Source organism: Cupriavidus sp. FW305-3-2-15-C-LB2 (assembly GCF_058787575.1).
Map to the genome: position 1 here is coordinate 138,004 of NZ_JBYSZW010000010.1, position 22,100 is coordinate 160,103.

Consider the following 22,100-nt stretch of genomic DNA (forward strand, 5'->3'; position numbering starts at 1 on the left):
CCCCCCCCCCCCCCCCCCCCCCCCCCCCCCCCGCGGCGCTGGACCCGTTCCGCGACCGCTATGCCGCGGCATTCTTCCGCCACTACCGCGCCAAGCTGGGCCTGCGCCCGCCCGCCGGCGGCGATGACAAGAGCGATGAGCCGCTGCTGACCAGCCTGTTCCAGCTGCTGCACGGCCAGCGCGTGGACTACACGCTGTTCTGGCGCAAGCTGTGCGGCATTTCGTCCACCGATGCCTCGCGCGACGCGCCGGTGCGCGACCTGTTCCTGGACCGCGCCGCCTTCGACGCATGGGTGGCCGACTATCGCGTGCGCCTGCGCGCCGAGCAGTCGCACGATGCCGCGCGCGAACTGGAAATGCTGGCAGTCAACCCCAAGTACGTGCTGCGCAACCACCTGGCCGAAACCGCGATCCGGCACGCACGCGAGAAGGACTTCACCGAAGTGGACCGCCTGCTGGCAGTGCTGTCGCGCCCCTTCGACGAGCAGCCGGAAGCAGAGCACTACGCGGCGCTGCCGCCGGACTGGGCCTCCGGCCTGGAAGTCAGTTGCTCGTCGTGACGTCATGTGATCCGTGCCCTGCACGCCGGCGCCTGCCGGTGTAAGGTTCGCGCAGTTCGCACGACCAATGCCTTAACTGAGGAACCCATCCGAGGAAGCCCTGCGAGGACAAGACCATGACCACCACCAAGACCGACGCCGAGTGGCGTGAACAACTCTCCGACATCGAATACCGCGTGACCCGCGAGGCCGCCACCGAGCGCCCGTTCACCGGCCGCTACTGGGACCACTGGGACAACGGCATCTACCACTGCGTGGGCTGCGGCACGCCGCTGTTCGAATCCGCCACCAAGTTCGATGCCGGCTGCGGCTGGCCCAGCTATTTCCGCGCCATCAACGGCGAGGTGATTGCCGAGCACGTCGACCACAGCCACGGCATGACGCGGGTGGAGGTACGCTGCAAGGAATGCGGCAGCCATCTCGGCCATGTCTTCGAGGATGGCCCCGCCCCGACCGGCCTGCGCTATTGCATCAACTCGGCTGCGCTAAAATTCGATGATCGCGACCCGGCACAGCGTGCGGCGGATGATGCCCACGCCGCCGGCAGCGACGACAACCCCCGGCGCGACCCGCAGCGCTGAATGCTCCGGCAAGCACGCCGGACACAACCTGGTACCGCATGAAATTCCTGTTCGACCTGTTCCCGGTCATCCTGTTTTTTGCCGCCTTCAAGCTGGCTGACATCTACACCGCCACCGCCGTGGCCATTGGCGCCACCGTGCTGCAGATCGGCTGGGTCTGGTTCCGCCACCGCAAGGTCGAGCCGATGCAGTGGGTCAGCCTGCTGATCATCGCGGTGTTCGGCGGTGCCACGCTGGTGCTGCACAACGAGACCTTCATCAAGTGGAAGCCGACCGTGCTCTACTGGATGTTCGCGGTGGGGCTGCTGGGCTCGGTGATCGGCTGGCGCAAGAACCTGATCCGCGCCATGATGGAAAAACAGGTGACCCTGCCCGACCCGGTGTGGGCGCGCCTGAACGCCGCCTGGGCCGGCTTCTTTGCCGCCATGGGCGTGCTGAACCTGTACGTGGCCTACCAGTTCTCGACCGAGGCCTGGGTCAACTTCAAGCTGTTCGGCAGCATGGGGCTGATGCTGGTGTTCATCGTCGCCCAGAGTGTCTGGCTGTCGCGCCACATGCCCGAGAACAGCCAGGACTGACGGCCCCGCCCCCGCACCCCGAACCGAAGGAAACCATTGATGGCAGCCGATCCCGCCACTATCGAGGCGATGCTGCGCGAAGCGCTCGCCCCCAGCCACCTGGCCGTGCGCGACGACAGCGCGCTGCACGCCGGACATGCCGGCGCCGCATCCGGCGGCGGACATTACGACGTGACAATCGTCAGCGAGCGCTTTACGGGTCACAGCCGGGTTGCGCGACACCGCATGGTGTATGATGCGCTGCGCGGTCTGTTCCCCGCGCAGATCCACGCACTTGCCGTGACTGCGTTCACCGACCAAGAGTACCAATCCCGCGCATCATCACGCGATTCTTCCAGCAACTCTCAGACCTGATTCCATGAAGACCACCGTCCTCTCGTTCAGCCTGGCGGCTGTGCTTGCTGCCGGCAGCCTGCCGGCCATCGCCCAGAATGCCGCCGTCGTGAATGGCAAGGCCATTTCATCGGCAAAGCTGGACAAGTTGATCGCCGGCACCGGCCAGCCCGACAACCCGGAGCTGCGCTCGCGCGCGCGCAACATGCTGATCGACCGCGAACTGCTCGTGCAGGAAGCCAACAAGCGCGGCCTGACCCAGCGCGACGACGTGCAGGAACAACTGGAACAGGCCCGCCTGAACGTGCTGGCCGGCGCAGTGTTCGAAGACTACGTTAAGACCCACGGCGCCAGCGACGCCGAGCTGCGCAAGCAGTACGACAAGATCAAGTCGCAGTTCGGCAACGGCAAGGAATACCACGCCCGCCATATCCTGGTGGAAAAGGAAGCCGACGCCAAGGCGATCATCGCCAAGATCAAGGGCGGCGCCAAGTTCGAGGACATGGCCAAGGCCTCGTCCAAGGACCCGGGCTCGGCCGCCAACGGCGGCGACCTGGACTGGGCCAACAGCAGCAGCTACGTCCCTGAGTTCTCGGCTGCCATGACCGGCCTGAAAAAGGGCCAGCTGACCGATACCCCGGTCAAGACCCAGTTCGGCTGGCATATCATCGAACTGGTCGACGTGCGCGACGCCAAGATCCCGTCGTTCGAAGAGGTCAAACCGCAGCTCACGCAGATGCTGATGGGGGACCAGAACTGGCAGCGCGAGCAGTTCCAGGCCATGATGAAGTCACTCAAGGACAAGGCCAAGATCCAGTAAGGCACGGTCCGGTCGCCCCCGCCGGTCCTGCAAGATTCAAGGATGCAGCGCGTGGAGTCGACTGGCCGCTACTGGCAACTCTGGCATCTCTCGTCCCGGGGCATGTGCTATTGCGCACTGGCCTGGGCGACCCTGGACGGCGCCGCCCCCGGCTGGCGCCAGCTCCACCCCTATCTCCCGTTGCGTGACCGTTACGCGCCCGAGAAGATCCTGCACGCCGTGGTGGCTTACAAGGAGGCTCGCGGCGAGATCAGGGCGCCCCCTGGTTTTGAAGCCGGGCGGATGCTGACTTATGCCTATGCGTCGTGGAGTTCACGCCTGCTCCCTCCGCTTGCCGGCTGAAACCTGCCTTCACCGGCGCAGCGAAAAACTAAAAAGCCACCGGCGCTGCCGGTGGCTCTTGCTTGGGACGAAGGGCGCAAGCCCTGGGCTGCTGCTTACCCCACCCACTTCCGCGCATTGCGGAACATCCGCATCCACGGGCTGCCGCCATCGGCCACCTGCTTCCACGCGTCCGGGGCCCAGCTCATGGTCGCGGCACGGAACACACGCTCCGGGTGCGGCATCAGCACGGTGAAGCGGCCATCGACGGTGGTCACCGAGGTGATGCCGTCGGGCGAGCCGTTCGGGTTGAGCGGATAGGTCTGCGTGACCGCGCCGTAGTTGTCGACAAAGCGCAGCGCCACGTGGGCCTGGTCGATATTGCCCTGCTGCGAGAAGTCGGCAAACCCTTCGCCGTGGGCAACCACGATCGGAATGCGGCTGCCTTCCATGCCGGCGAAGAAGATCGACGGCGACGACTGCACCTCGACCGTGACAAAGCGCGCCTCGTACTGCTCCGACTGGTTGCGCGTGAACTTCGGCCAGGCGCCTGCGCCCGGGATGATCGGGGCCAGGTTGCTCATCATCTGGCAGCCGTTGCAAACGCCCAGCGCAAAAGTGTCCTGGCGGTTGAAGAAGGCAGCGAACTGCTCGGCCATCTGCGCGTTGAACAGGATGGTCTTGGCCCAGCCCTCGCCCGCGCCCAGCACGTCGCCGTAGCTGAAGCCGCCGCACGCGACAAAGCCGCTGAAGTCGGCCAGATTGGCGCGGCCTGCGATCAGGTCGCTCATGTGCACGTCGTGCGTATCGAAGCCGGCGCGATCCATGCTGTACGCCATCTCGATCTGCGAGTTGACGCCCTGCTCGCGCAGGATCGCCACGCGCGGGCGGGCGCCGGTGGCGATGAACGGCGCGGCGATGTCTTCGGCCGCATCGAAGGTCAGCACCGGGCTGATGCCGGGGTCGGCGGCGTCGAGCAGGCGGTCGTATTCGCTGTCGGCGCAGGCCGGGTTGTCGCGCAGGCGCGCGATGCGCCAGCTGACTTCGCTCCAGTTGCGCTGCAGGTCGGTGCGCGAGGCGCCGAAGACCTTCCTGGCATCGCGATAGACCTCGATCTGGTCGGTCGCGTTGGGCTTGCCCACCACATGGCTGCAGGCCGACAGGCCGGCTTCGCGCAGCACGGCAAAGACCGTGTCGCGGTCTTCCATGCGCACCTGCACCACCGCGCCGAGCTCTTCCGAGAACAGCGCGCGCAAGGTCTGGTCGTTGCGGCGCTCGGCGATCTGCTGCGCCCAGTTCTTGGCGTCGCCGTAGTCCTGCTCCTGCTGCGGGTCCAGCGCCAGCATGTCGACGTTGAGCGAGATGCCGCAGTGGCCGGCAAAGGCCATTTCCGCCAGCGCGGCCATGAAGCCGCCATCCGAGCGGTCGTGATAGGCCAGCAGCTTGCCTTCGCGGTTCAGGCGCTGGATCACGTTGAAGAAGTTCTTCAGGTCTTCGGCGTTATCGACGTCGGGGGCGCTGTCGCCGACCTGCTGCGTCACCTGCGCCAGGATGCTGCCGGCCATGCGGTTCTTGCCACGGCCGAGGTCGACGGCGATCAGCACGGTGTCGCCGGCGTCGGTGCGCAGTTGCGGGGTCAGCGTGCGATTGACGTCGTCCACCGCGGCAAAGGCCGAGATGATCAGCGACACCGGCGCGACCACTTCCTTGTTGACGCCGTCGTCCTGCCACTTGGTGCGCATCGACAGCGAATCCTTGCCGACCGGGATGCTGATGCCAAGCGCCGGGCACAGTTCCATGCCGACGGCGTGCACGGTGTCATACAGCTTCGCGTCTTCGCCTTCCACGCCGCAGGCCGCCATCCAGTTGGCCGACAGCTTGACCTTGCCCAGGTCCTTGACCGGCGCGGCGGCCAGGTTGGTCAGCGCCTCGCCGATCGCCATGCGGCCGGAGGCCGGCGCATTGATCACGGCCAGCGGGGTGCGCTCGCCCATGGTCATCGCTTCGCCGGCCTTGCCCTGGTAGTCGAGCGTGGTCACGGCCACGTCGGCAACCGGCACCTGCCACGGGCCGACCATCTGGTCGCGCGCGTTCATGCCGCCCACGGTACGGTCGCCAATGCTGATCAGGAACGACTTGTTGGCCACGGTCGGATGGCGCAGCACGTCGCGCACCGCCTGCTCCAGGCTGATGCCGGTCACGTCCACCGCCGGCAGTTCCTGCTCGACGCGCTTGACGTCGCGATGCATGCGCGGCGGCTTGCCCAGCAGCACGTCCATCGGCATGTCGACGGCGTAGTGCTCCTTGAGCGCGGCGTCGACGCTGGCGTCGACCAGTTGCAGCTGCTTTTCTTCCGTGGCAATGCCAACCACCGCGAACGGCGAGCGCTCGCGCTGGCACATGGCCTGGAATTGCGGGAAGCTGTCCGGCGCGATCGCCAGCACATAGCGTTCCTGCGACTCGTTGCACCAGATCTCGGCCGGCGACAGGCCGGACTCTTCCAGGTGCACCTGGCGCAGGTCGAAGCGTGCCCCGCGGTCGGCGCCGTCCACCAGTTCGGGGAAGGCGTTGGAGATGCCGCCCGCGCCGACGTCATGGATCGACAGGATCGGGTTGGCGTCGCCGAGCTGCCAGCAGGCGTTGATCACTTCCTGCGCGCGGCGCTCCATCTCGGGGTTGCCGCGCTGGACCGAATCGAAGTCCAGATCGGCGGTGTTGGTGCCGGTCGCCATCGAGCTGGCGGCGCCGCCGCCCATGCCGATGCGCATGCCCGGGCCGCCCAGCTGGATCAGCAGCGTGCCGGCCGGCAGCGGGTTCTTGTGCGTGTGCGCGGCGTCGATATTGCCGATCCCGCCCGCGATCATGATCGGCTTGTGGTAGCCGCGCACAGTGCCGCCGACGTTCTGCTCGTAGACGCGGAAATAGCCGCCCAGGTTGGCACGGCCGAATTCGTTGTTGAAGGCGGCGCCGCCGAGCGGGCCGTCGATCATGATCTGCAGCGGCGAGGCGATGCGGTCCGGCTTGCCGGTCACGCCGGGCTTGTCTTCCGGGTTGCGGTGCGCCACCGGCTGGGCGGCGTCGCGGTCGTTTTCCCAGGACTCGACGGCCTCGGGCAGCATCAGGTTGGACACCGTGAAGCCGGTCAGGCCGGCCTTGGGCTTGGCGCCGCGGCCGGTCGCGCCCTCGTCGCGGATTTCACCGCCGGCGCCGGTGGAGGCACCCGGGAACGGCGAGATCGCGGTCGGGTGGTTGTGCGTCTCCACCTTCATCAGCGTGTGGGTCAGCGCCTCGTGGCGGCCGTACTTGTGGTCATCGCCGCGCGGGAACCAGCGCTCGGCCACGTCCCCCTCCATCACCGCCGAGTTGTCCGAGTAGGCCACGATCGAGCCTTGCGGATTGAGCTGGTGCGTATTGCGGATCATCGCGAACAGCGACTTGTCCTGCTGCACGCCGTCGATGGTCCAGGTGGCGTTGAAGATCTTGTGGCGGCAGTGCTCGCTGTTGGCCTGCGCGAACATCATCAGCTCGACGTCGGTCGGGTTGCGCTCCAGCTTGCCGTAGGCTTCGACCAGGTAGTCGATCTCGTCCTCGGACAGCGCCAGGCCCATCTCGACGTTGGCCGCGGCCAGCGCGCTGCGCCCGGCCGAGATGTCGATAAAGCGCAGCGGCTTGGCCGGCAGTTCCTGGAACAGGCCGGCGGCATCGTCACGCGAGGCGACCACGGTCTCGGTCATGCGGTCGAACAGGTGCGCGGCGACGGCGGCGCGGGTATCCGCGTCCAGCGTCTTGCGCCCGCGCAGCAGGCCCTTCTTGCAGATCACGGTGATCTCGATACCGCGCTCGATGCGGTGGATATGCGTGAGGCCGCAGTTATGGGCGATATCTGTGGCCTTGCTGGCCCACGGCGAGATCGTGCCGAAGCGCGGGATCACCACGAAGCGGTCGCCGTCGGGCTGATCGGCGAATGGTGCGCCGTAGGTCAGCAGCGCCGCCACGCGGGACTGCTCTTCGGCCGACAGCGGCGTCTGTGCGTCGACAAAGTGCAGGAACTGGCCATGCACCGATTCAATATCGGCGTCGATCTGCCGCAGGGCGGTGAGCAGGCGTTGCTGACGGAAGGCGGAAAGCGCCAAAGCGCCGGGGAAGCACGAGAAATGCGCCATGATCGTAGCGGTCGGGAGGCGGTGAGGTAGGGGCTGCTGCTTAGCCGGCACCGCTGCATGGGGTGCCGACTGGCGGGAAACCGCTATTGTACCTTGCCGGCACCCGGATTTTGCACTGCGACATCACGACGGGGCCGTGTTACCGCCCACCCTGATAATGCTTATGCGTCACTTTTACCGAATGGACGGCTCAGAGTGACGTCGCCGAGCGCGCGGCCTGCTCGTACAGGCCGGTCAGCACCCGCATCAGCCGGGCGAGCTCCCCGATCTCGGCATTCTCTTCGCTGCCTTCGGTGAAGTTGCTGGTCAGGCATTGTTCGCGGATCTCGCGATAGCGTGCGCAGGCCTCGGCACCGGCCGGGGTGGTCGAATAAGTGGCCTCCTTGCCGACCCGCTCCCCGCTCACCAGCCCCAGCCCCTGCAGCTTCTTCAATGCGTAGGTCACCAGGTGGGTGTCTTCCACGTTCAGCACGAAGCAGATATCGGCCAGCCGCTTGGGCCGGCCGCGATGGTTCACGTGATGCAGCACCAGCACGTCCAGGAAGGTCAGGTCGCGCACCCCCGCCGCCCCCATGCAGCGCACCACCCAGCGGCTGTAGGCATTGTAGGCGGTGTTCAGCCCGAACTCGAACTCGGACAGCTCGGGGCTGCGCACCGACACCAGGTGCGAGGACGACACGATATTGGCCCCGGCCGCGCGCGACAGCGCGGTGGCCGGCCTTGCCTTATCGGCAACGGCAGAGGCATCGGCCACGGCGGCGGCGGTATGCCCGCTCTCGGCTGGCTTGCGTGGCATGCGGGAGGCTCCTTTCGATGGGACGGCGCTGGCGTGCTAGGTATAAGCCCGGAGCGCGCCCCGGCAATTTTAGCTTGACAGTTTATTGGCGAATTATGAGCATGAACACCTAATAAATACAGGTAAAGCATGAGGGAGGACGCCGGCCACGACTGGCCCTGCGCATGTGCACCGCGCCCTTCCCCGTGCCGGCAGGCGGCCGCCACCATGGCGGTGCCCGCCCCGCCCTCGCACCCCGTTTGCAGACCCCATGCCATCCATGCTTCCCGACCTCGACACCCTTAACACCCGCCTGCGCGACGGCGCCACCAGCCGTGCGCAGATCATCGAGCAGGCGGCCGCGCTTGCCGCCACGCCGGCTGCCGAGGCCGTGTTCCTGCACAGCACCTTCGAGGCCGCGGCCCAGGTCGCGCGCGCTGCCGATGCCGCCGGCCGCGCCGGCAAGGCGCTGCATCCGCTGGCGGGGCTGCCGGTTTCAGTCAAGGACCTTTACGACGTGGCCGGCGAAGTCACCAGCGCAGCCTCGCTGGTGCGCAAGGATGCCGCGCCGGCCACCGCGGACGCCACCGTGGTCGCCCGCCTGCGCGCTGCAGGGGCAGCCCTGGTCGGGCGCACCAACATGACGGAGTTCGCGTTCTCGGGCGTGGGCATCAATCCCCACTACGGCACGCCGGCCAACCCAGCCGGCACCGATGGCGTGGCGCGCATCCCGGGCGGCTCGTCGTCGGGTGCGGCCGTTTCGGTGGCGCTGGGGCTGGCGGTCGCGGCGCTTGGCAGCGACACCGGCGGCTCCATCCGCATCCCCGCCGCGCTATGCGGCATCACCGGCTTCAAGCCCACCGCGCGGCGCGTGCCGCTGACGGGGGCCTTTCCGCTGTCCTACACGCTCGACACCGCCTGCGCGATGGCGCGCACGGTCAGCGACTGCATTGCCGTGGACAGCGTGATCGCGGACAGCGCAGTGATCCCGCGCGTCACCAACCCCGCCGCGACGCGGCTGGCGATCCCCCGCCAGGTCCTGCTGGACGACCTCGACCCGGTGGTGGCGCGCGCCTTTGACCGCGCGCTGGGCCGGCTGTCGGCCGCCGGCGTGCAACTGGAGCATGTCGACCTGCCCGAGCTCGGCGAACTGGCGGGCCTGAACGCCCAGGGCGGCTTCAGCTCGGCCGAAGCCTTTGCCATCCACCGCCACCTGCTGGCCGCCCGGCGCGACCTGTACGACCCGCGCGTGGCCTCGCGCATCGACCGCGGCGCCAATGTCAGCGCCGCCGACTATATCGACCTGGGCCGCGCCCGGCTGGACTGGATCGCCCGCATGGAAGCGCGCCTGGCCCGCTTCGACGCCGTGGTCTGCCCGACCGTGCCGATGGTCGCGCCCGAGATTGCGCCGCTGCGCACCGATGATGCGCAGTTCTTCCGCGTCAATGCCCTGCTGCTGCGCAATACCTCGGCCTTCAATTTCCTTGACGGCTGCTCGATCTCGCTGCCCTGCCACGCGCCGGACGAGCTGCCCGTGGGCCTGATGCTGTCGCACGGCCCGATGCGCGATGCCGGCCTGCTGGGCACGGCCCTTGCGTTGGAACGCATCGTGCAACCTTCACAGCGCGACGACTGAGCCCTGCCGCCGCGCCGTTGATCTTGCGCCGGCGGGGGGGCCCCCAATGCGGCCACGACCGGCACCAGGTAGTACGCAACCAGCAGTACCACCGCGCCCCCGCGCGCACACCAGGAGAGATCGAGATGCGAGTCAAGGCAATCGTTGCGGCCGGCCTGATGCTGGCCGCCGTGGCGGCACAGGCGGATACCAAGTGGGACCTGCCGACCGGTTATCCGGCCAGCAACCTGCACACCGAGAATCTGCAACAGATGGCCAACGACGTGGACAAGGCCACCGGCGGCAAGCTCAAGATCGTGCTGCACCCCAATGGCTCGCTGCTCAAGGCCAACGAGATCAAGCGCGGCGTGCAGACCGGCCAGGTGCAGATGGGCGAGATCCTGATGTCCTTGCTGGCCAACGAGAATCCGGTGTTCGGCGTCGATGCGGTGCCGTTCCTGGCCACCAGCTATGCCGACGCCTACAAGCTGTGGCAGGCCTCGCGCCCGGTCACCGAGAAGGTGCTCGACAAACAGGGCATGAAGCTGCTGTACGCGGTGGCCTGGCCGCCGCAGGGCATCTATGCCAACAAGCCGATCAATTCCGCCGCGGACATGAAGGGCCTGAAATGGCGCGCGTACAACCCGGCCACCTCGCGCATCGCCGAGCTGGTCAGCGCCCAGCCGGTGACCATCCAGGCTGCCGACCTGGCACAGGCGCTGGCCACTGGCACGGTCAACTCCTTCATGTCGTCGGGCGCAACCGGCGTCGACACCAAGGTGTGGGAGAGCGTGAAGTACTTCTACACGGTGGACGCCTGGCTGCCCAAGAACATGCTGGTGGTCAGCAAGAAAGCGTTCGCGGCACTGGACAAGCCGACCCAGGATGCCCTGCTCAAGGCCGTCGCCGACGCCGAGAAGCGCGGCTGGCAGGTCTCGGAGCAAAAGACCAAGGAGTACCTGGCCACCCTGTCGCGCAACGGCATGACGGTGCAGCCGCCTTCGCCGCAGCTCAAGGCCGACATGCAGAAGGTGGGCAAGGTCATGGTGGATGACTGGGCCAAGGGCGCGGGCGAGGACGGCAAGGCTATCCTGGACGCCTACCGCAAGTAGGCTGATGTGCGCTCCCTCTCCCCTCAGCGGGAGAGGGGAGCAAACCTGCCTGATCGATGTTCGTCAGCAAGCCTGCTGCCCGCTTGCCTCAACTGCTGCCCATCATGCCAACTGCCCCCTCCTCCAAGCGCTGGCTCGACCGCCTGCTTGACCTCTTTGCCGTGCTCGGCGCGCTGTGCATCCTCGCCGTCTGCGTGATCATGATCCTGATGTCGCTGTCGCGGGAGACCTCGGTGATCTTCAAGGGTGGCGATGACATCGTCGCCTGGCTGTGCGCGGCGTCCGCCTTCCTGATCCTTGGCCAGACCTTCCAGCATGGCGGCATCGTGCGCGTCGAGATGCTGCTGGGGGCCGTGGGCCCGCGCCGGCGCCGGGTGCTGGAGCTGGTCTCGCTGACCGTCTGCCTGGCGTTTGCCGCCTACGCGGCCTGGGCGCTTGGCACCTTTGCGTGGCAGAGCTGGGAAATCGGCGATGTCTCCCAGGGCCAGATCGTGATTCCGCTGTGGATTCCGCAGAGCTTCGCGGTGCTTGGCTGCGTCGGCTTCCTGCTGGCGGTCGCCGATGAATGGCTGCGCGTGGTGCGCGGACACAAGCCGCGCTACCAGGTGGCCCATGAAGAAAAGCTCGCCGCCGGCGATTTCGGGGAGACGGTCTGATGAGCACAGTCGTGGTTGCACTGATCCTGCTGCTGGTGATGATCGTCTTCCTGGCGATCGGCGCGTGGATCCCCGTGGCCATTGCGGTCACCTCATGGGTCGGTCTGGTGGTGTTCTCGGACCGCGAGGCGCTGGTCAGCCTGGCCAACGCATGGTGGTCGTCGAGCGCCTCATACACGCTGGCATCGCTGCCCCTCTTTGTCTGGATGGGCGAGATCCTGTTCCGCACCAAGCTGTCCGAGCAGATGTTCAGCGGGCTGTCGCCGTGGCTGAGCTGGCTGCCCGGGCGGCTGATGCACGTCAATATCCTGGGCTGCGGCATTTTTGGCTCGGTGTCGGGGTCGTCGGCGGCCACCTGCGCCACCATCGCCAAATCGGCGCTGCCGGAACTCACGCGGCGCGGCTACGACGAGCGCACTACGCTCGGCTCGCTGTCCTGCGCCGGCACGCTCGGCATCCTGATCCCGCCGTCGATCACGATGGTGGTGTACGCGGTGTCGGCGGACGTGTCGATCATCCGCGTGTTCCTGGCGGGCTTCATACCCGGCCTGCTGCTGATGCTGCTGTTCTCCGGCTATATCGTGGTCTGGGCACTGGCCAACCCGGACAAAACCCCGCCGTCGGAGCACTTCAACTGGCGTGCGCGGCTGGCATCGATCCGCCAGCTGCTGCCGTGCATCGTGCTGATCGCCTTTATCACCGTGATCATGGTGACCGGCTACTCCACCGCGACCGAAGCCGCAGCCTATGGCGTGGTGGCTTCGCTGGCGCTGGCGTGGGCGGGCGGCTCGCTCACGCGCGCGGCGTTCTGGGACAGCCTGATGTCGGCCACGCGGCTGACCGCGATGATCATGTTCGTGCTGGGCGCGACCTCGTTCCTGTCGGTTACCATGAGCTTTACCGGCATCCCGCGCGCGCTGGCGGAATGGGTGGCGGCGATGCACCTGTCGCCGTGGGCGCTGATCGCCGTGCTGACAGTGATCTACATCGTGCTGGGCACGGCGCTGGACGGCATCTCGATGATCGCGCTGACCACCGCGACGGTGCTGCCGATGGTGCAGGCGGCCGGCTTCGACCTGGTCTGGTTCGGCATCTTCATCGTGCTGCTGGTGGAGATCGCCGAGGTGACGCCGCCCGTGGGCTTCAACCTGTTCGTGCTGCAGAGCATGACAGGCAAGGACAGCAATTACATAGCAAGGGTCTCGCTGCCCTTTTTCATGATGATGGTGGTGGCGATCGCCATCGTCACGATCTGGCCGGGCGTGGTCACCTGGCTGCCGGACATTGTCATGCAGCAGGAAGTCAAATAGCATTGGCCGGCCCCGCCCGGCCATTTGCCGCCGGCCCGGCAATATGGAGGGTCCCAGTCCGATGCATGTGATCGTCATCGGCGCCGGCGCGATCGGCGTCAGTTCCGCCTGGTACCTGCGGCAGGCCGGTTTCGACGTGACCGTGCTCGAACGCCGCGCCGCGCCGGCGCAGGAAGCCAGCTTCGGCAATGCCGGCGTGATCGCGCCCGGCTATGTCACGCCATGGGCGGCGCCGGGCATGCCCGGCAAGATCCTGCGCACGCTCTTTGCGCGCGAGGCGCCGGTCCTGTTCCGCCCTTCCGCCGACCCGGCCATGTGGCGCTGGATCGCGCGCTGGCTGCGCGAATGCCGGCTGGAGCGCTACCGCGCCAACAAGCTGCGCATGCAGCGGCTGGCGTTCTACAGCCGCGGGTGCCTGCACCGGCTGCGCAGCGAGCTGGAGATCGACTACGAGCAGTCGCAAGGCTACCTGCAGCTGTTCCGCACCGCGCGCGACCTCGACCTGGCCGCGCCCGCCGTGGCCCTGCTGCGCGAGAACAACGTGCCGCACCGGCTGGTCAGCGCGCAGGAATGCCGCCGTATCGAACCGGGCCTGGCGGCCGACACGCCGCTGGCTGGCGGGCTGCACCTGCCGGAAGACGAGTCCGGCAACTGCCCGATGTTCGTGCGCGCGCTGCACCGGCATGCCGAGGCCGCAGGCGTATCGTTCCGCTTCGACACCCGGGTGGCGCGCGTCAGGCCCGACAACGCGGGCAAGCTGCAGGTCGAGCTGCAGCACTCCGACAAGAAGCGCCCTGGCCAGGTGCTGAGCGCCGACCGCGTGCTGGTCGCGGCCGGCGCCGACAGCACCGCGCTGCTGCGCCCGCTGGGCCTGCGCATGCCGCTGTATCCGGTCAAGGGCTACTCGGTGACGGTGATGGTCCGCGACGAACTGCAGGCGCCGCTGGGCGCGCTGATGGATGAGTCCTACAAGGTCGCGATCACGCGCATGGGCAACCGCCTGCGCGTGGCGGGTACGGCCGAGCTGGGCTCACGCAAGCTTGATCTGCGGCCGGCCGCCCTGAACACCCTGGTCAAGGTCGCGCGCGACTGGTTCCCGGTGGCAGGCAACTACCAGGAAGCCACGCAATGGGTGGGCGCGCGGCCGATGCTGCCGGACGGGCCGCCGCTGATCGGCCCAACAGCCGTGCCCGGCCTGTTCCTCAACCTCGGCCATGGCTCGACGGGCTGGGCGATGAGCTGCGGATCGGGCAAGATTGCGGCTGACCAGATCGCCGCCAGCGCCGGCACCCATGGCGGCCCGGACATCGACATGGAGGGCCTGCTGCCCGACCGCTACGGCCTGGGGCCCGCCAGATAACCACACATGACACCCTCTGCCTCTACCGCCACCTCGCACGCAAACGGCGACGGCTGGTTTGCACTCGATGCCGCTGCCTCCGCACCGGTTCCGCTGTACGACGTCGCCGCCATCCGCCGCATCGAGAACGCCGCCTTCACGCAACTGCCCGCCTTTACGCTGATGTCGCGCGCCGGCGCCGCGGCCGCGCGCTGGCTGGCCTGCCATGCACCCGCCGGCCCGCTGCTGTTCCTGGCCGGCCCCGGCAATAACGGCGGCGATGCGCTGGTGGCCGCCACGCAATTGCACAGCGCCGGCCGTGCCGTGCAGGTATGGCTGACGGCGGACCCGCAGCACCTGCCCGCCGACGCCGCGACCGCCTGGCAGCAAGCGCACGCAGCCGGCGTCCCGGTCAGCGTGGTCGCAGGCATCGCTGCCTCGCATGACGCGGACTGGCCCGCGGGCACCGCTGCGCTCGTCGACGGCCTGCTCGGCATCGGCCTGAACCGCCCCGCCGACGGCACCATGGCGTGGTGGATCGGACAAATCAACCGCAGCGCGCTGCCGGTGTTTGCGCTGGACATCCCCAGCGGCCTGTTCGCCGACACCGGCGCGGGCGCGCCGGCCGTGCGCGCGCAGCGCACGCTGACCTTTATCGCCGCCAAGCCCGGGCTGCTGACGCTCGACGGGCGCGACTGCGCCGGCGAGGTCGATATCGCGCCGATCGGCCTTGACTATCCGCCGGACGAAACGCCCCATTGCCTGGTAAACGGCCCGGCGCTGTTCAGCACGGCGCTGCCGCGCCGCCACCATGCCAGCAACAAGGGCACGCATGGCTCGCTGGCGCTCATCGGCGGCAACCTGGGCATGACCGGGGCGCCGCTGCTGGGCGCCAGGGCCGCGCAGTTCCTCGGCGCGGGCAAGGTGCATATCGGCTTCCTGGCGCAGCCCGCACCGCTGTTCGATCCGCTGCATCCGGAGCTGATGCTGCATGCCGTGGACGCACTGGCCCTCGCTGCCATGTCGGCGCTGGTGATCGGTCCTGGCATGGGCACGGACGCCAACGCACACAAGCAGTTTGCGCGGCTGCTGCAAGCCGCGCCGCTGCCGCTTGTGCTGGATGCCGATGCCCTGAACCTGCTGGCTGCCGATCCGGCGCTGGCCGGGGCACTGGCCGCCAGCGGCGCGGCCTGCGTGATAACGCCGCACCCGCTCGAAGCCGCCCGGCTGATGGGCGTTCCCGTCGCCGAGGTGCAGCGCGACCGGCCCGCTGCTGCCGCAGCACTGGCTGCGCAATGGCAGGCCGTGGTCGTGCTGAAGGGATCGGGCACAGTGATCGCGGCGCCTGACGGCAGTCCATGCACGCTCAACCCGAGCGGCAATGCCGCACTTGCCAGCGCCGGCACCGGCGACGTGCTGGCCGGCATGCTGGGGGCGCTGCTGGCGCAAGGCATGGCGCCGCTGGCCGCGGCCCGGGCGGCGGTGTGGATCCATGGACGCGCCGCCGATGCCCTTGTCGCCCAGGGCACCGGGCCGGCCGGCGTCACCGCAAGCGAACTGTACGCGCCCGCGCGCACCATCTTCAACCAGTTGCTGGCCGGGGCCCGCGCATGACGCGCGGCGCGATGCTGCGCGATCCCGCCGACCGCCGCCACCTGCTCACCGGCATCGCCCTGCTGGTCATCGGGCAATGGATCCTCAGCCTGCTCGATGCCACCAGCAAGACCCTGACGCAGCAAGGACTGCCGCTGGTGGCCGTGGCATGGGTGCGCTATGTCGGCCATGTGGTCGCGATCTTCCTGCTGCTCGGCCCCGCCGGCTGGCGGCACCAGTGGCGGGCGGCAAGGCCAGGGCTGCAGTGGCTGCGGGGCGCGCTGATGCTGGTCTCGACGCTGGTGTTCTTCAGCGTGCTGATGCTGATGCCGCTGGCGCAGGCCACGGCGCTGAATTTCTGCGCGCCGCTGTTCGTGGTGGCACTATCGCCGTGGCTGCTGGGCGAGCGCCCCGGGCGCCATGCCCGCTGGATGCGCTGGACCGGTGTGGTGGTCGGCTTTGCCGGCATGCTGGTGGTTGTGCGCCCGGGGGGCCAGCTCAGTCCGCTCGGTGTCGGCCTGGGCCTGGTGTCGGCGCTGGTGTTCGCGCTGATGCAGATGCTGACACGCCGCATTGCCGCGCACGACACACCGATGACCACGCTGATCCAGAGCGGCGTAACCGGCGCCTGCCTGACCACGCTGATCGTGCCCTTCTTCTGGTTCAGCGCCTGGCCTACGCCGATGCAATGTGCGCTGCTGTTGTCCGCGGGGATCACCGGATCACTTGGCCATTATTTCGTCATCCGGGCCTTCCAGTACGCGGATGCGTCTTTCCTGAGCCCCTTCCTCTACCTGCAGATCCTGTCCGCGACGGTGATCGGCTACCTGGCCTTCGGCCAGTTGCCCGACTGGACCACCGCAATCGGCATCGGCATCATCTGTCTGGGAGGCTTGTGCGTCGCTGGGGGAGAACCCGTGCTACGCGCCATCGCGGCCCGGCTCGGCGGCGCGCGCCGTCAGACAATGTCCGATACTTAGCCTGCGCCCACGGTGGTATGTTGCAAGTGGTAACGATATGACGCCGCTGCCAGGCCGGATCCCGGCAGCGCTGACGATATACTTGCATCTCTGTCTTGTGAGCCGGCAACGCCACGCGGCTCGCGCAACCTCGATTGTCCTGCATGCCCACTGACCTTCACGCCTGGAACGCCCTGCTGCGGCACCACGACACCCTTCGCGACGCCCAGATGCGCGACGGGTTCGATCGCGAAGGCGCGCAGCGCGTCGCACAATTCTCGCTGGAAGCCGCCGGGCTCTATCTCGACTATTCGAAGAACCGGATCACGCCCGAAACCATGCGCCTGCTGGTACAGCTGGCAGCCGAGGCCGGCGTGACCAGACGCCGCGACGCGATGTTCACGGGCGAGCATATCAATACGACTGAAGACCGCGCGGCACTGCACGTAGCGCTGCGCGCGACTGCCGGCGCCGGCTACAAGGTCGACGGCGAGCAGGTCATGCCGGCAATCCAGAAGGTGCTGGTACGCATGCGCGATTTCTCGGAACGCGTGCGCAGCGGCGCCTGGAAGGGTGCCACCGGCGAGCGCATCACCGATGTCATCAATATCGGCATCGGCGGCTCCGACCTGGGGCCGCGCATGGTGTGCCGCGCGCTGTCGCACCTGGCCGATGCCGATGGCAATGCCGCGCCGCGCATGCACTTTGTTTCCAATGTCGACGGCACCGACCTGGCCGAGACGCTGGTGCGGCTCGACCCGCAACGGACGCTGGTGATCGTCTGCTCCAAGACCTTCACCACGCTGGAAACCATGGCCAACGCGCGCAGCGCGCGCGCCTGGTTTGTCGCCAACGGCGTGGCCGAGCATGACCTTGCCAAGCATTTCGTCGCAGTCTCGACCAATACCGAAGCGGTGCGCGAGTTCGGCATCGACCCGGCCAATATGTTCGAGTTCTGGGACTGGATCGGCGGACGCTTCTCGCTGTGGTCGTCGGTCGGCCTGTCGATCACGCTGGCCGTGGGCTTCAACGCCTTCGCCGACTTGCTGGCCGGCGCGCGCGCCATGGACGAGCATTTCCGCACCGCGCCGCTGGAACGCAACATGCCGGTGGTCCTGGGCATGCTGGGCATCTGGTACCGCAATTTCTGGCATTTGCCCACCAGCTGCATGGCGCCCTACTCCACCTCGCTGGAGCTGTTTCCCGCCTTCCTGCAGCAGCTGGAGATGGAGAGCAACGGCAAGTCGGTGCAGCTTGACGGGCAGCCCGTGCGCACGCATACCTCGCCGGTGGTGTGGGGCACGGCCGGCACCAACGGGCAGCATGCCTATTTCCAGCAGATCCACCAGGGCTCGCAGGTGGTGCCGGTGGATTTTGTCGCGCCGCTGGTGCCGCCGCGCCGGCTGGCAGGCCATCACGCCAAGCTGCTGGCCAACTGCTTTGCGCAGGCCGAGGCGCTGATGCGCGGGCGCAGCGCCGATGAGCTGCGTGCCGCCGGCCTGAAGGACGAAGTCCGTATCGCCCATATGGTGTTCGAGGGCAATCGCCCCAGCAACACCTTGCTGATGGAAAACCTGACGCCGCATGTGCTGGGTGCGCTGATTGCGCTGTATGAGCACCGCACCTTCGTGCAGGGCGTGGTCTGGAAGATCAATTCCTTCGACCAGTGGGGCGTAGAGCTGGGCAAGATCCTGGCCCGTCCGATCGAGGCCGAGCTGACCGGGAATGCCGTCGGCCAGCACGATGCCTCCACCACGTCGCTGATCGAGCGCGCCCGCGCGGTGCTGAAGGCGGGCGCCGCCAGCTAGACCTCCGCGCCCATCCATTCATCGCTGGCCACGCGGCCGGCGTCGATGGTCAGGATACGGCCACAGCGCGCCGCCACCGAGCGGTCATGCGTTACCAGCACCAGCGTTGAGCCGGCATCGCGGTTAAGCTCGAACATCAGCGCGATCACGGCTTCGCCAGTGGCGGTATCGAGGCTGCCGGTGGGCTCGTCGGCAAACAGGATGTCCGGGCGCGCCACGAACGCGCGCGCCAGCGCCACGCGCTGCTGCTCGCCGCCCGACAGCGTGCGCGGATAGTGCCCCAGCCGCGCGCCCAGGCCCACGCGCAGCAGCATGTCCAGGGCGCGCTCGCGCACCTGCGACGTTTCGCCGCGCAGCTCCAGCGGCAGCATCACGTTTTCCAGCGCGGTCAGGTGGCCGACCAGCTGGAACGACTGGAACACAAAGCCGACATGGCGGCCCCGCACGGCGGCGCGCTGGTCCTCGTCCAGCGCGAACAGGTCCTGGCCCTGCAGCCGTACCGTGCCCGTGCTGGGCAGGTCCAGCCCCGCCAGCAGCCCGAGCAGCGTCGACTTGCCCGATCCGGACGCCCCCACGATGGCGAGCGTTTCGCCCGGCGTGACGGAAAAGGTCACGTCGTGCAAAATCGTCAGCGAACCGGTCGTGTCGGCAACGGTCTTTCCGAGGGACTCGACAGCGAGAATGGAAGAAGACATGGATATTGGGATCCGAGGCAAATGGCGCCGGCTGCTGCTGGCAACCGGCATGGCACTGACGATATCGGCCGGGGCCTCAGCCCAGGCTGCGGCGCCGGCACTGCTGGTGCTTGGCGACAGCCTCTCCGCCGAGTACGGCATCGCGCGCGGCGCGGGCTGGGTCACGCTGCTGCAGGACCGCCTGCGGCAGGAGCGCTTCGATTATAGCGTTGTCAATGCCAGCATCAGCGGCGAGACCACCATCGGCGGCAAGACGCGGCTGCCGGAGCTGCTGTCGCGGCACCGCCCGGCCATCGTGGTGGTGGAGCTTGGCGCCAACGACGCGCTGCGCGGATTGCCGCTGCAGACCACTGAGGCCAACCTGCGCAACATCGTCAGCATGGCACAGAAGGCCGGCGCGGGCGTGCTGCTGATCGGCATGCGCATCCCGCCCAACTACGGGCAGGACTACACCGAGAAGTTCGTCTCGCTGTATCCGAAGCTGGCCGGCGAGTACAAGGTGCGGCTGGTGCCGTTCTTCCTCGACAATGTCATCGCGCGGCAGGACTGGTTCCAGCCCGACCGCATCCACCCGACCGCCGCGGCACAGCCAGCGCTGCTCGATACGGTGTGGCCGCAGCTCAAGCCGATGCTCAGGCGCAGCGGCGCGAAGTAAGAATAAAAAAACCCCTGCCACCTGGCAGGGGTCCTTGCTGGCAGCGGGGCTGCCGGGGCTGATCTGGCGCTTACTCGGCGCCTTGCGGCTGCGTGGCACCCACCGGCGTCAGCATCTTGACCTTCGAGCGTGCCTTCAGGCTTTCATAGAATGCCTGCAGGTCGGTCTGGCCGGCGAGCTGCGACAGCTGCTGCGCTTCGGCCTGGCGTTGCGCCGGGTTGGCCTGCGTCGGCTGGCTGACCTTGGTGATACGGTAGACCGCGTAGCCTTCGGCCCCCAGGTCGACACCCACCACCGAGGGCAGCTTGTTCGCATCGGCGCGCAGCACCGCTTCGACCGCCTTCGGCGGCATACCCTCGGCCTTGGCGCGCGACACGGTCTGCACCGCGCCAAAGCCGTCGGCGCTGTCTGCCTTCTTCAGTGCGGCAAGCCGGGCCTCGCCGTCCTTGCGCGCCAGTTCGGCCGCCTGCTGGGCGATATAGCCCTCGCGCACCTTGGCTTCGACTTCCTCGAACTTGCGCACGGCCGCCGGGCGGTACTCGACGATGCGCGCGGCCACCAGCGTGTTCGGGGCCACCTGGACGGCCTCGGTGTTGCGCTTATTCTTGATCGCGTCGTCGCTGAACAGCGCCTTGAGCAGCTTGTCGTTGTTGAGCGGGCTCTGCGCGCCCAGCGCCGGGTTCGGCTGGCGCGTGACGTTGTCGGCGGTCTGGATGGTCAGCTTGAACTTGTCGGCGGCGGGCTTGAGGCTGTCAGCCTGCTCATAGACGGTGTTGCCGAAGGCATCGGCCTGCTCGGCAAACTTCTTGTCGGCGAACTGCTTGCGCAGCTCAGCTTCGAGTTCCGTGCGCACGGCTTCCAGCGGCTTGGTCTCGGCGGGCTTGATGCCAGTCAGCTTGATGATGTGATAGCCGTAGTCGGTTTCCACCACGTCGCTGACCTGGCCATCCTTGAGCGCGTACATGGCGTCCTCGAACGGCTTGACCAGCGCGCCGCGGCCCATGAAGCCCAGGTCGCCGCCCTTCTCGGCCGAGCCCGGGTCCTGCGAGTTCTTGCGCGCCACGTCGGCGAAGGTGTCAGGGTGCTTGCGCAGGTCCTCCAGCAGCTTGGTGGCCTTGTCCTTCGCGGCCTGGCGCTGGGCGGCCGGCGCATCCTTCGGCGCGCTGATCAGGATATGGCTGGCGCGGCGCTGCTCGTCGATGCGGAAGCGCGCGATATTGCTGTCGTAGTAGGACTTCAGCTCTTCGGGCGTGACCGGCTGCGTCGCGGCCAGGGCCTCGCCCGACAGCAGCAGGTACTCGACCTTGGCTTGTTCCGGCACCGAGAAGGCCTGCTGGTGGCTGTCGTAGTAGGCCTTCAGCGCGGCTGCATCAGGCTGCACCTTGGCGGTGTAGCCGGCCGGCTTGAACAGCAGCGCCTGCACATCGCGCTGCTGATCGCGCACGGCGATCAGGCGATCGAGCAGCGACTTGGGCACGAATGCCGTCGCGGCGACCGATGCGCCCAGCTGCTGCGTGGCCAGCTCGAAGCGCATGCGGGCATCGAACTGCTCGGGCGTCATGCCCTGCGACTGCAGCAGCTGCAGGTAGGCCTTGTCGTCGACCTTGCCGTCCTTGGTGCGCGGCAACTGCGCGATCGCCGGCAGGTTGCTGATTTCCTCGAGCAGCTTGGCGTCGGACACGGTCAGGTGCTCACGCGCCACGGCACTGGCCATCACGCGCTGCAGGATCAGCTGGTCCAGCACGGCCTTGCGGGCGTCCGGGCCTTCGAACTGGCGCGGGTCATAGCTGGCGCCCAGGACCTGGCGCGCGCGTTCGCTCTGGTCGCGCACGACGTTATCGATCTCCTGCACGCTGATGGCGCGGCCGTCGACCTTGGCGGCATCGTGCGAGCTGTCCATGAAGCGCGAATAGCTTTCCACGCCGAAGAACACGAACGACGGGAAAACAAGCACCAGCAGCAGCAAGAGCATCAGGCGCCGGTTGTTGCGTACGAAATCAAGCATGCGGATTCGGGTAGTGGATTGGCACGAAAGACAAACTCCACAATTCTATCAGGAGCCGCTGGGCACGCACCCTTGTGCAGGGTGGGAAACATGAGGGAACAAATGAAAACGCCCGCTGATGCGGGCGTTTTCAATAAAACTGGCGGAGTGGACGGGACTCGCCCACGTCCCGCGGGCCGCTGCTGCGCTTGCAAGCGCAGCCCTTCGATTCCCGCCGGAAGC

General features: G+C 67.7%; 19 protein-coding genes (1 of these 19 running past the window's edge). 15 read left to right on the plus strand and 4 right to left on the minus strand.

All coding sequences use genetic code 11. The features are described 5' to 3' along the window. From AC3WRR_RS10475 to AC3WRR_RS10500, 6 genes are all read left to right on the plus strand, one after another. A protein-coding gene (locus tag AC3WRR_RS10475) for a protein adenylyltransferase SelO (protein ID WP_492296874.1) crosses the window boundary here: on the plus strand, nt 1–560 show its end. It extends 1,054 nt beyond the left edge of the window; 560 of the gene's 1,614 nt are visible here — the last part of the coding sequence; its start codon lies beyond the left edge, outside the window; the stop codon is at nt 558–560. A gap of 116 nt (nt 561–676) precedes the next feature. After that, a complete protein-coding gene (gene msrB / locus AC3WRR_RS10480) occupies nt 677–1,141 on the plus strand; it encodes a peptide-methionine (R)-S-oxide reductase MsrB (RefSeq protein ID WP_010810055.1) in 465 nt (154 codons plus the stop codon). Between the two features lie 38 nt (nt 1,142–1,179). Further along, nucleotides 1,180–1,719 carry a septation protein A gene (locus AC3WRR_RS10485; protein ID WP_010810056.1) on the plus strand — a complete coding sequence of 180 codons (540 nt, stop codon included), beginning with the start codon at nt 1,180–1,182 and terminating at the stop codon, nt 1,717–1,719. 39 nt (nt 1,720–1,758) lie between these two features. Continuing rightward, nucleotides 1,759–2,073: a BolA family protein gene (locus AC3WRR_RS10490; RefSeq protein ID WP_010810057.1), complete on the plus strand. Its 315-nt coding sequence runs from the start codon at nt 1,759–1,761 to the stop codon at nt 2,071–2,073. A gap of 4 nt (nt 2,074–2,077) precedes the next feature. Beyond that, a complete protein-coding gene (locus AC3WRR_RS10495) occupies nt 2,078–2,872 on the plus strand; it encodes a peptidylprolyl isomerase (RefSeq protein ID WP_010810058.1) in 795 nt (264 codons plus the stop codon). A 42-nt stretch (nt 2,873–2,914) separates the two neighbouring features. Further along, nucleotides 2,915–3,214, plus strand: coding sequence for a hypothetical protein (locus AC3WRR_RS10500; RefSeq protein ID WP_010810059.1), 300 nt, complete (start codon nt 2,915–2,917; stop codon nt 3,212–3,214). A gap of 95 nt (nt 3,215–3,309) precedes the next feature. Here AC3WRR_RS10500 and purL read toward each other — a convergent pair whose 3' ends face one another. Both purL and AC3WRR_RS10510 read right to left on the minus strand, forming a co-directional pair. Beyond that, nucleotides 3,310–7,356 carry a phosphoribosylformylglycinamidine synthase gene (purL, locus tag AC3WRR_RS10505; RefSeq protein WP_439668793.1) on the minus strand — a complete coding sequence of 1,349 codons (4,047 nt, stop codon included), beginning with the start codon at nt 7,354–7,356 and terminating at the stop codon, nt 3,310–3,312. Nucleotides 7,357–7,546: 190 nt separating this feature from the next. Then, complete coding sequence (locus AC3WRR_RS10510; RefSeq protein WP_010810063.1) at nt 7,547–8,152, minus strand: winged helix DNA-binding protein; 606 nt, start codon at nt 8,150–8,152, stop codon at nt 7,547–7,549. Between the two features lie 250 nt (nt 8,153–8,402). Between AC3WRR_RS10510 and AC3WRR_RS10515 the strand changes: the two genes are divergently transcribed. The 8 genes from AC3WRR_RS10515 to pgi all read left to right on the plus strand — a co-directional run bounded on the left by AC3WRR_RS10515 (nt 8,403) and on the right by pgi (nt 18,523). Further along, nucleotides 8,403–9,767 (plus strand): amidase, encoded by a 1,365-nt coding sequence (locus AC3WRR_RS10515; protein ID WP_010810064.1) that lies wholly within the window; start codon nt 8,403–8,405, stop codon nt 9,765–9,767. Nucleotides 9,768–9,892: 125 nt separating this feature from the next. Further along, complete coding sequence (locus AC3WRR_RS10520) at nt 9,893–10,858, plus strand: TRAP transporter substrate-binding protein (RefSeq protein WP_058697285.1); 966 nt, start codon at nt 9,893–9,895, stop codon at nt 10,856–10,858. A 104-nt stretch (nt 10,859–10,962) separates the two neighbouring features. Then, a complete protein-coding gene (locus AC3WRR_RS10525; protein WP_037023387.1) occupies nt 10,963–11,514 on the plus strand; it encodes a TRAP transporter small permease subunit in 552 nt (183 codons plus the stop codon). Then, nucleotides 11,514–12,824, plus strand: coding sequence for a TRAP transporter large permease (locus AC3WRR_RS10530; RefSeq protein ID WP_010810067.1), 1,311 nt, complete (start codon nt 11,514–11,516; stop codon nt 12,822–12,824). The genes AC3WRR_RS10525 and AC3WRR_RS10530 overlap by 1 nt, the downstream gene beginning before the upstream one ends. Before the next feature lie 61 nt (nt 12,825–12,885). Beyond that, a complete protein-coding gene (locus AC3WRR_RS10535) occupies nt 12,886–14,184 on the plus strand; it encodes a D-amino acid dehydrogenase (protein ID WP_011615125.1) in 1,299 nt (432 codons plus the stop codon). A gap of 6 nt (nt 14,185–14,190) precedes the next feature. After that, a complete protein-coding gene (locus AC3WRR_RS10540) occupies nt 14,191–15,777 on the plus strand; it encodes a bifunctional ADP-dependent NAD(P)H-hydrate dehydratase/NAD(P)H-hydrate epimerase (RefSeq protein ID WP_010810069.1) in 1,587 nt (528 codons plus the stop codon). Further along, on the plus strand, nt 15,774–16,736 hold the full coding sequence (locus tag AC3WRR_RS10545; RefSeq protein WP_011615123.1) for a DMT family transporter: 963 nt from the start codon (nt 15,774–15,776) through the stop codon (nt 16,734–16,736). The genes AC3WRR_RS10540 and AC3WRR_RS10545 overlap by 4 nt, the downstream gene beginning before the upstream one ends. Nucleotides 16,737–16,879: 143 nt before the next feature. After that, nucleotides 16,880–18,523: a glucose-6-phosphate isomerase gene (pgi, locus tag AC3WRR_RS10550; RefSeq protein WP_058697286.1), complete on the plus strand. Its 1,644-nt coding sequence runs from the start codon at nt 16,880–16,882 to the stop codon at nt 18,521–18,523. Here pgi and AC3WRR_RS10555 read toward each other — a convergent pair. Continuing rightward, complete coding sequence (locus AC3WRR_RS10555; RefSeq protein WP_010810072.1) at nt 18,520–19,218, minus strand: ABC transporter ATP-binding protein; 699 nt, start codon at nt 19,216–19,218, stop codon at nt 18,520–18,522. The genes pgi and AC3WRR_RS10555 overlap by 4 nt on opposite strands. On the opposite strand from AC3WRR_RS10555, the gene AC3WRR_RS10560 reads away from it, so the two are divergent. Further along, entirely contained in the window at nt 19,217–19,873 is a 657-nt protein-coding gene (locus AC3WRR_RS10560) for an arylesterase (protein WP_010810073.1), read from the plus strand. The two genes, AC3WRR_RS10555 and AC3WRR_RS10560, sit on opposite strands and share 2 nt — an antisense overlap. A 70-nt stretch (nt 19,874–19,943) precedes the next feature. Here the strand turns inward: AC3WRR_RS10560 and AC3WRR_RS10565 are convergent, their stop codons facing one another. Then, entirely contained in the window at nt 19,944–21,878 is a 1,935-nt protein-coding gene (locus tag AC3WRR_RS10565) for a SurA N-terminal domain-containing protein (protein ID WP_492296878.1), read from the minus strand. Nucleotides 21,879–22,100: the final 222 nt, after the last annotated feature.

Bases quoted from the DNA above. Each gene is read 5' to 3' on its own strand.
- msrB (WP_010810055.1), top strand. From the start codon at position 677: ATGACCACCACCAAGACCGACGCCGAGTGGCGTGAACAACTCTCCGAC.
- AC3WRR_RS10485 (WP_010810056.1), top strand. From the start codon at position 1,180: ATGAAATTCCTGTTCGACCTGTTCCCGGTCATCCTGTTTTTTGCCGCC.
- AC3WRR_RS10490 (WP_010810057.1), top strand. From the start codon at position 1,759: ATGGCAGCCGATCCCGCCACTATCGAGGCGATGCTGCGCGAAGCGCTC.
- AC3WRR_RS10495 (WP_010810058.1), top strand. From the start codon at position 2,078: ATGAAGACCACCGTCCTCTCGTTCAGCCTGGCGGCTGTGCTTGCTGCC.
- AC3WRR_RS10500 (WP_010810059.1), top strand. From the start codon at position 2,915: ATGCAGCGCGTGGAGTCGACTGGCCGCTACTGGCAACTCTGGCATCTC.
- purL (WP_439668793.1), bottom strand. From the start codon at position 7,356: ATGGCGCATTTCTCGTGCTTCCCCGGCGCTTTGGCGCTTTCCGCCTTC.
- AC3WRR_RS10510 (WP_010810063.1), bottom strand. From the start codon at position 8,152: ATGCCACGCAAGCCAGCCGAGAGCGGGCATACCGCCGCCGCCGTGGCC.
- AC3WRR_RS10515 (WP_010810064.1), top strand. From the start codon at position 8,403: ATGCCATCCATGCTTCCCGACCTCGACACCCTTAACACCCGCCTGCGC.
- AC3WRR_RS10520 (WP_058697285.1), top strand. From the start codon at position 9,893: ATGCGAGTCAAGGCAATCGTTGCGGCCGGCCTGATGCTGGCCGCCGTG.
- AC3WRR_RS10525 (WP_037023387.1), top strand. From the start codon at position 10,963: ATGCCAACTGCCCCCTCCTCCAAGCGCTGGCTCGACCGCCTGCTTGAC.
- AC3WRR_RS10530 (WP_010810067.1), top strand. From the start codon at position 11,514: ATGAGCACAGTCGTGGTTGCACTGATCCTGCTGCTGGTGATGATCGTC.
- AC3WRR_RS10535 (WP_011615125.1), top strand. From the start codon at position 12,886: ATGCATGTGATCGTCATCGGCGCCGGCGCGATCGGCGTCAGTTCCGCC.
- AC3WRR_RS10540 (WP_010810069.1), top strand. From the start codon at position 14,191: ATGACACCCTCTGCCTCTACCGCCACCTCGCACGCAAACGGCGACGGC.
- AC3WRR_RS10545 (WP_011615123.1), top strand. From the start codon at position 15,774: ATGACGCGCGGCGCGATGCTGCGCGATCCCGCCGACCGCCGCCACCTG.
- pgi (WP_058697286.1), top strand. From the start codon at position 16,880: ATGCCCACTGACCTTCACGCCTGGAACGCCCTGCTGCGGCACCACGAC.
- AC3WRR_RS10560 (WP_010810073.1), top strand. From the start codon at position 19,217: ATGGATATTGGGATCCGAGGCAAATGGCGCCGGCTGCTGCTGGCAACC.
- AC3WRR_RS10555 (WP_010810072.1), bottom strand. From the start codon at position 19,218: ATGTCTTCTTCCATTCTCGCTGTCGAGTCCCTCGGAAAGACCGTTGCC.
- AC3WRR_RS10565 (WP_492296878.1), bottom strand. From the start codon at position 21,878: ATGCTTGATTTCGTACGCAACAACCGGCGCCTGATGCTCTTGCTGCTG.